Below are 7,268 nucleotides of genomic sequence, written 5' to 3'. Positions count from 1 at the left end.
CTCGGCGGGCGGGCACGGCTCGATCTCGCCGCCGTCGACGGGGTTGACGGTCAGCAGGAAGTCGCCGGAGACCAGTTGCACCGTACGGGCGAGCGCGGGCGCGTGCTGTCCGAAGTCGGACGTGAGGTGTTCCCGGGGAGGGCGCTGACGCGGGGCGTCGCTCCCGCCGGTCCCGGCCGCGTGCGAGCGGGAGGACTCCCCCGACCGGGAGGTGTCCCCATCGTCGTGGCCGTACTCCTCGGGTCCCGGGTTGTTCGGGTCCATCGGTCCTAGCCCCCCAAAAAGCGTCGTGGCTGAAGCCCTCCCCGGCCTCGCCACACCGCGCTGTCGCTTCTGGTCCGGACCCGCTCGAGGGTTGCAAGGCAGCGGGCAGCCGAACCCTAAACCTTCGCTCAGTATCTACGACAGTCCGGGGTACCGGGCGGTCCGAGACGTCACGGTCTCGTGAGGATTGTGCGGGGGCCGCTCGGTTCGCCGCACGCCGGCGCCGGTCCGCGGGCCGTCCGTCGCGTCCGCGTACGGCCTCACACGCGGGGCAGCGTGTCCAACCCGATGCCCCCTTCGATCGCCAGGATCCGGTGCAGCCGGGTGGCCACCAACAGGCGCTGCATCTGCGGCGGAACGTCACGCAGCACCAGGCGCCGGCCGCACCGGCCGGCCCGTCGGTGGGCTCCCATGATCACGCCGAGTCCGGTGGCGTCCCAGGAGTCCAGATCGGACAGGTCCAGCACCAGGTCGCCGGCTCCGTCGTCGACGGCCGAGTGGAGGACCGTACGGGCGTCCGCCGCGCTGCGGACGTCGAGGCGGCCCCCGACGACCAGCTCGGCGTGGTCGCCCCTGATGTACATATGCGCTCCCCGTGCTCCGTCTTGCTGCTCCGCGTTGTCTTCAAAGGCCGGTGATGCAACCTCTGACGGCCCGGCGGCCGCGGAGGTTGCCGCCTGTAAGCGAACCGATACCGAATTCACCCCGGCGTGTGATGCGTGCCGGGGCGGGTGCGCGGTGTCAGTGCTCGTAGAAGCCCTGCCCGCTCTTGCGCCCGATGTCACCGGCATCAACCATCCGGCGCATCAGCTCGGGGGCGGCGAACTTCTCGTCCTGGGACTCGGTGTAGATGTTGTCGGTGGCGTGCAGCAGGATGTCGACACCGGTCAGGTCGGCGGTGGCCAGCGGCCCCATGGCGTGGCCGAAGCCCAGCTTGCAGGCCAGGTCGATGTCCTCGGCGCTCGCCACGCCCGACTCGTACAGCTTGGCGGCCTCGACGACGAGGGCGGCGATGAGGCGGGTGGTGACGAAGCCCGCGACGTCCCGGTTGACGACGATGCAGGTCTTGCCCACCGACTCGGCGAACTCCCGTGTCCTGGCGAGGGTTTCGTCGCTGGTCTTGTAACCGCGGACCAGCTCGCACAGCCGCATCATCGGCACCGGCGAGAAGAAGTGCGCGCCGACGACGCGCTCCGGGTGCTCCGTCGCGGCCGCGATCTTGGTGATCGGGATGGCGGAGGTGTTGGAGGCCAGTACGGTGTCCTCGCGGACGATCTTGTCGAGCGCCCGGAAGATCTCATGCTTGACCTCGAGCTTCTCGAACACGGCCTCGACCACGACGTCCGCGTCCGCACAGGCGTCCAGGTCGGTGGTCGTGGTGATCCGGGCGAGGGCCGCCTCGGCGTCCCGCGCCTCCAGCTTCCCCTTGCCGACGAACCGGTCGTACGACGCCTTGATCCCGTCGGTGCCCCGAGCGAGCGCCTCGTCGGTGACGTCGCGCAGGACGACGTCCCAGCCCGCCTGAGCGGACACCTGGGCGATGCCCGACCCCATGAGACCGGCTCCGATGACGGCGAGCTTGCGTGCCACTGTGCGACTCCCTGATACGCGCTGTCTTGTTCTCCAGGAGCGGACATTAGCGTTCGCGGGGCGCTGTGTGACCGGTAAGTAACGCGCGTCACGTCTCACATGACGGACATCACACCGACGGCGTCAGCACGCGCTTCGTACCGCCTGGTTGAGCCCTGGCCGCCCACCGTGTCCCTGGCCACACGCGCACGGTGGACCCCCGCGACCTCACTAGGCTGGCTCCATGGTCAATCTGACGCGTATCTACACCCGGACCGGCGACAAGGGCACCACCAACCTCGGTGACATGAGCCGGGTGCCCAAGACCGATCTGCGGATCTCCGCCTACGCCGACGCCAACGAGGCGAACGCGGTGATCGGTACCGCGATCGCCCTGGGCGGTCTGGAGGAGGAGGTCGTCGCGGTCCTCACCCGCGTCCAGAACGACCTGTTCGACGTGGGCGCGGATCTGTCGACGCCGGTGGCGGAGAACCCGAAGTACCCGCCGCTGCGGGTCGAGCAGTTCTACGTGGACCGGCTGGAGGCGGACTGCGACCGGTTCAACGAGCGGGTGGGGAAGCTGCGCTCCTTCATCCTGCCCGGCGGCACCGCGGGTGCCGCCCTGCTCCACCAGGCCTGCACGGTCGTACGCCGGGCCGAGCGTTCCACCTGGACGGCGCTCGAGGCGCACGGCGAGTCCATGAACCCGCTCACCGCCACCTATCTGAACCGTCTCTCCGACCTGCTGTTCATCCTGGCCCGCATCGCCAACAAGGAGACCGGGGACGTGCTGTGGGTGCCGGGCGGGGAGCGGTGAGCCCTGCCGGAAGCCCGCCGGGCCGCCGCGCGCGACCGGGAGGCCCGGGTCACCGGCCCACCCGCTCCCGGTCCGTGCCGTCGGGCCCGGGGGCGCCGGCAGGGGCCTTCTTCGGCCAGATCCAGTAGGCGAGGGCCACCAGGCCGTGGATGCCGGCGATCCGCCACGCCGTGGAGCGCCAGTCCTCCAGGGACGTGACGCGGCCCGGGTCACCGACGTACCAGATGGCGAGCTGGAGCAGCGCGGTCGCGACGGCGGCGCCGGCCAGGGTGCCCAGCCAGACCATGGTCTCGTGCCGGGCGCGGGCCGTGCCGTGGCGCGGCGGTCCGAGCGGCTTCGGCGCGCCGCCCAGGCGGTGCGCGGCGTGGCCGTCGAGCCACTTCACGGTGCGGTGGCCGTGGCCCACGGTGTAGCCGATGTAGAGAGCGGCCAGCCCGTGCGTCCAGTTCGGCTCGGCGCCGTTCTTCAGGTCCAGCGCGGTGACGACCAGCAGGACGACCTCCAGCAGCGGCTCGCACAGCAGCAGCGCCAGGCCGGTGCGCGGCATCCTCAGCAGGTAGCGGAAGGCCAGTCCGGCGGCCAGCAGCACCCAGAAGCCGATCTCGCAGGCGGCGATCAAGGCGACGATCACGGTTCGCTCCTCTCGGTCACCCTTCCAGGCTCCCGTCCGCGGCGGCCCGGTGCGTCGTCGCCGCCGACGAACTCCCGGTACATCGAACGATGCAGTCCAGGACCGTTCCCGGGAATCAGGCGCCGGGTGCGCGCACCGTGTTGGATGGGGCCATGTCCCTGCGACCACCCCGCCCGCCCCGCTTCGACCTCTGGGTCGCGCTCGCCGGACTCGGCGGCGGGCTGCTGCTGTGGGGGTTCGGGCTGGGTGTGCGGCAGGGCGACGATCCGGCCGTGCTCTACGACGGCCGCCGTCCGATCCTGCTGCCGCTGGTCGTGATCGCCTGCTGCGAGCTGCTGCGCCGCACCACCCCGCGCACCGCCCTGGCGGTCGGCACGCTGGCGCTGGCCGCGGACGCCACGACCCAGGGCAGCATCGCCACGATCGTGATGTACACCGACCTGATGTACGCCGCCGTCCTGTACGGCACTCCCGCCACGGCCCGCCGTCTGCCGTGGATCACCGGCATGCTGACCATCGCGGCGACACTGGTGCCCTACGCCGTCTGGCGGACCCCGCAGGCGCTGCTGACCGGTCTCGTCACCGGTGCGGTGACCTTCGCCCCCGCGTCGACCGGTCTCATCGTGCGCAACCACCGCGACGCGGCCGACTCGGCCCGGCTGCGCGCCGAACAGACGGCGCTGCTCGCGGAGATGGACCGCACCCAGGCGGTGATCGCGGAACGCGCCCGGATGGCCCGCGAGTTGCACGACATGGTCGCCAACCACCTTTCGGCGATCGCCATCCACTCCACGGCCGCCCTCTCCCTGGACGACCCCGGGACCTCCAGGGAGGCGCTCGGGGTGATCCGGGAGAACAGCGTGCAGGGACTGTCCGAGATGCGACGGCTCATCGGCATCCTGCGTGACGGCGAGGACGACCGGGAACCGGCGGCCACCCCCACGCTGGACAGTCTCGGCACCCTGGTCGAGGGCGCCCGCGCCAACGGCCTCGACATCACCCTCGACGCCACCTACGGCGAGGTCCCGGCACCGGTCGAGCTCGCCGCCTACAGGATCGTCCAGGAGTCGCTGACGAACGCGCTCAAGCACGCCGCGCCGGGCACGGTCACCGTGCGCCTGCGCCGGCCGGCCGACGCCCTCCACATCCGGGTGGCCAGTCCCTACGGCGGCCGGGACACCCCGCGCGCGCCGGGCTCGGGGGCCGGCCTCGTCGGCATGCGGGAGCGGACCGCCCTGCTGGACGGCACGTTCGAGGCGGGGCCGGAGAACGGCCCGGAGGGCACGTCCTGGGTGGTGCGCGCCACCCTCCCCGTCACCGACATCACGCCGGGAGAGAGCTGATGATCCGCGTCCTGATCGCCGAGGACCAGTCCGCCGTCCGCGCGGGGCTGGTCCTGATCCTGCGCAGCGCGCCCGACATCGAGGTGGTCGGTGAGGCGGGCGACGGCGAGCGTGCGGTGGAGCTCGCCCGTGAACTCCGTCCCGACCTGGTGCTGATGGACGTACAGATGCCGCGCCTCGACGGGGTGTCGGCGACGCGGCAGGTGGTGGGGGAAGGGCTCGCCGATGTGCTCGTGCTGACCACGTTCGACCTCGACGAGTACGTGTTCGGGGCGCTCCGGGCCGGTGCGGCCGGGTTCCTGCTGAAGAACACGGAGGCCAAGGACCTCATCACGGCGGTGCGCACGGTGGCGGGCGGCGAGGGCATCGTCGCCCCGGCCGTCACCCGGCGGCTGATCGCCGAGTTCGCCGCGAAGCCCGCGCGGCCGGTGCCGGCCGATCCCGCGGTGCTGGACTCCCTCACGCGGCGCGAGCGCGAGGTGCTGTCGTGCCTCGGCGAGGGGCTGTCCAACGCGGGCATCGCGGCCCGGCTCGGTATGGCCGAGGCGACGGTGAAGACGCACGTCAGCCGGCTGCTGGGGAAGCTGGAGCTGCGCAGCCGGGTGCAAGCGGCGGTTCTCGCTCAGGAGTTGGGGATCTAACGGGCGTCCGGGGCGAACTGCGAGGACAGTGGTCCAGACCTATTGACCCGTGGTCCAGACCTTTCTATTCTCGCGGCACCGCGGATGTGATGGCTCAGTCACATCCACAACGGCTTCTCCCCATAAGGAGGCGCAGCATGCGCTTCAGACACAGAGCCGCCGCAGGGTTCGCGACCCTGCTGCTCCCCGTCGCCGGCCTCGTCGGCCTCGCGAGCCCCGCCGAGGCCGCCACCTCGGCGACCGCCACGTATGCCAGGACCCAGGACTGGGGCTCGGGCTTCGAGGGCGGATGGACGGTGAAGAACACCGGCACCACGACCATCAGCTCCTGGACCGTCGAGTGGGACTTTCCCTCCGGCACCAAGGTCACCTCCGCCTGGGACGCCACGGTCACCAACTCCGGTGACCACTGGACCGGCAAGAACGTCGGCTGGAACGGCACCCTCGCCCCCGGGGCGTCGGTCAGTTTCGGCTTCAACGGCTCCGGCTCCGGCTCCCCCTCCGGCTGCAAGCTCAACGGCGGCAGCTGTGACGGCACCTCCGTCCCCGGCGACGAGGCCCCGTCCGCCCCCGGCACCCCGACCGCCTCCAACGTCACCGACACCTCGGTGAAGCTGTCCTGGGCGGCGGCCACCGACGACAAGGGCGTCAAGAACTACGACGTCCTGCGCGACGGCGCCAGGGTCGCCACCGTGACCGGCACCTCGCACACGGACACCGGCCTGTCCAAGGGCACCGACTACTCCTACACCGTGCAGGCCCGGGACACCGCCGACCAGACCGGCCCGGCCAGCGGCGCGGTGAAGGTCCGTACCACCGGCAACACCGAGGAACCGCCGCCCCCCGGCGACAAGATCAACCTCGGCTACTTCACCGAATGGGGCGTCTACGGCCGCAACTACCACGTCAAGAACCTGGTGACGTCCGGCTCCGCCGCCAAGATCACCCACATCAACTACGCGTTCGGCAACGTCGTGAACGGCCAGTGCAAGCTCGACGACTCCTACGCCGCCACCGACAAGGCCTACACCGCCGACCAGTCCGTCAGCGGCCAGGCCGACACCTGGGACCAGCCGCTGCGCGGCAACTTCAACCAGCTGCGCCAGCTGAAGGCGAAGTACCCGCACATCAAGGTGCTGTACTCCTTCGGCGGCTGGACCTACTCCGGCGGCTTCGGCCAGGCCGCGCAGAACCCGACCGCGTTCGCCAAGTCCTGCAAGGCCGTGGTGGAGGACCCGCGCTGGGCCGATGTCTTCGACGGCATCGACATCGACTGGGAGTACCCGAACGCCTGCGGTCTGACCTGTGACACCAGTGGCCCGGCGGCCTTCAGGAACCTCTCCCAGGCCCTGCGCGCCGAGTTCGGCAGCGACTACCTGGTCACCGCCGCCATCACCGCGGACGGCTCCAACGGCGGCAAGATCGACGCGGCCGACTACGGCGGCGCCGCCCAGTACCTCGACTGGTACAACGTGATGACGTACGACTACTTCGGCGCCTTCGACAAGGACGGCCCCACGGCCCCCCACTCGCCGCTGACGTCGTACGACGGCATCCCGCAGGACGGCTTCAACTCGGCCGCCGCCATCGCCAAGCTGAAGGCGAAGGGCGTCCCCGCGAGCAAGCTGCTGCTCGGCATCGGCTTCTACGGCCGCGGCTGGACCGGCGTCACCCAGGCCGCCCCCGGCGGCGCGGCCACCGGACCGGCCCCGGGCACCTATGAGGCGGGCATCGAGGACTACAAGATCCTCAAGAACAGCTGCCCCGCCAACGGCACCGTCGCCGGCACGGCCTACGCCCACTGCGGCAACAACTGGTGGTCCTACGACACCCCGGCCACCATCGGCTCCAAGATGGCCTGGGCCAACAGCCAGGGCCTCGGCGGCGCCTTCTTCTGGGAGTTCAGCGGGGACACCACGAACGGTGAACTCGTCAGCGCCATGGACAACGGGCTGAACTAGCCGAAGGAGAGGGCACGGCCTCAGGGCCACAGCCACAGGACC

General features: G+C 71.0%; 8 protein-coding genes. 4 read left to right on the top strand and 4 right to left on the bottom strand.

Annotated features, from left to right (window positions below):
- The 3 genes from B9S61_RS08235 to B9S61_RS08225 all read right to left on the bottom strand — a co-directional run.
- Nucleotides 1–264, bottom strand: a 264-nt coding sequence (locus B9S61_RS08235) for a hypothetical protein (RefSeq protein ID WP_146064753.1), incomplete at its 3' end; no start/stop codon positions are given.
- Between the two features lie 260 nt (nt 265–524).
- Nucleotides 525–848 carry an STAS domain-containing protein gene (locus B9S61_RS08230; RefSeq protein WP_103541654.1) on the bottom strand — a complete coding sequence of 108 codons (324 nt, stop codon included), beginning with the start codon at nt 846–848 and terminating at the stop codon, nt 525–527.
- A gap of 157 nt (nt 849–1,005) precedes the next feature.
- The gene (locus tag B9S61_RS08225) at nt 1,006–1,854 is read right to left on the bottom strand and encodes a 3-hydroxyacyl-CoA dehydrogenase family protein (protein ID WP_103541653.1); all 849 of its coding nucleotides are present in this window, start codon (nt 1,852–1,854) and stop codon (nt 1,006–1,008) included.
- A gap of 223 nt (nt 1,855–2,077) precedes the next feature.
- On the opposite strand from B9S61_RS08225, the gene B9S61_RS08220 reads away from it, so the two are divergent.
- Complete coding sequence (locus B9S61_RS08220; RefSeq protein ID WP_103541652.1) at nt 2,078–2,650, top strand: cob(I)yrinic acid a,c-diamide adenosyltransferase; 573 nt, start codon at nt 2,078–2,080, stop codon at nt 2,648–2,650.
- A 49-nt stretch (nt 2,651–2,699) separates the two neighbouring features.
- On the opposite strand, the gene B9S61_RS08215 is transcribed toward B9S61_RS08220, so the two are convergent.
- Nucleotides 2,700–3,281: a hypothetical protein gene (locus tag B9S61_RS08215; protein ID WP_103541651.1), complete on the bottom strand. Its 582-nt coding sequence runs from the start codon at nt 3,279–3,281 to the stop codon at nt 2,700–2,702.
- A 152-nt stretch (nt 3,282–3,433) separates the two neighbouring features.
- Between B9S61_RS08215 and B9S61_RS08210 the strand changes: the two genes are divergently transcribed.
- The 3 genes from B9S61_RS08210 (at nt 3,434) to B9S61_RS08200 (ending at nt 7,226) form a co-directional block, all read left to right on the top strand.
- A complete protein-coding gene (locus tag B9S61_RS08210; RefSeq protein WP_103541650.1) occupies nt 3,434–4,624 on the top strand; it encodes a sensor histidine kinase in 1,191 nt (396 codons plus the stop codon).
- Nucleotides 4,624–5,265: a response regulator transcription factor gene (locus B9S61_RS08205; RefSeq protein WP_103541649.1), complete on the top strand. Its 642-nt coding sequence runs from the start codon at nt 4,624–4,626 to the stop codon at nt 5,263–5,265. Before B9S61_RS08210 ends, B9S61_RS08205 begins: the two co-directional genes overlap by 1 nt.
- Before the next feature lie 137 nt (nt 5,266–5,402).
- Nucleotides 5,403–7,226, top strand: coding sequence for a glycoside hydrolase family 18 chitinase (locus B9S61_RS08200; protein WP_103541648.1), 1,824 nt, complete (start codon nt 5,403–5,405; stop codon nt 7,224–7,226).
- Nucleotides 7,227–7,268 lie beyond the last annotated feature (42 nt).

The organism is Streptomyces sp. SM1 (assembly GCF_002910825.1).
Classification (GTDB): Bacteria; Actinomycetota; Actinomycetes; order Streptomycetales; family Streptomycetaceae; genus Streptomyces; species Streptomyces okerensis.
Note: the sequence above shows the minus strand (reverse complement) of the source record. Positions and strands in the feature narration are given on the sequence as shown.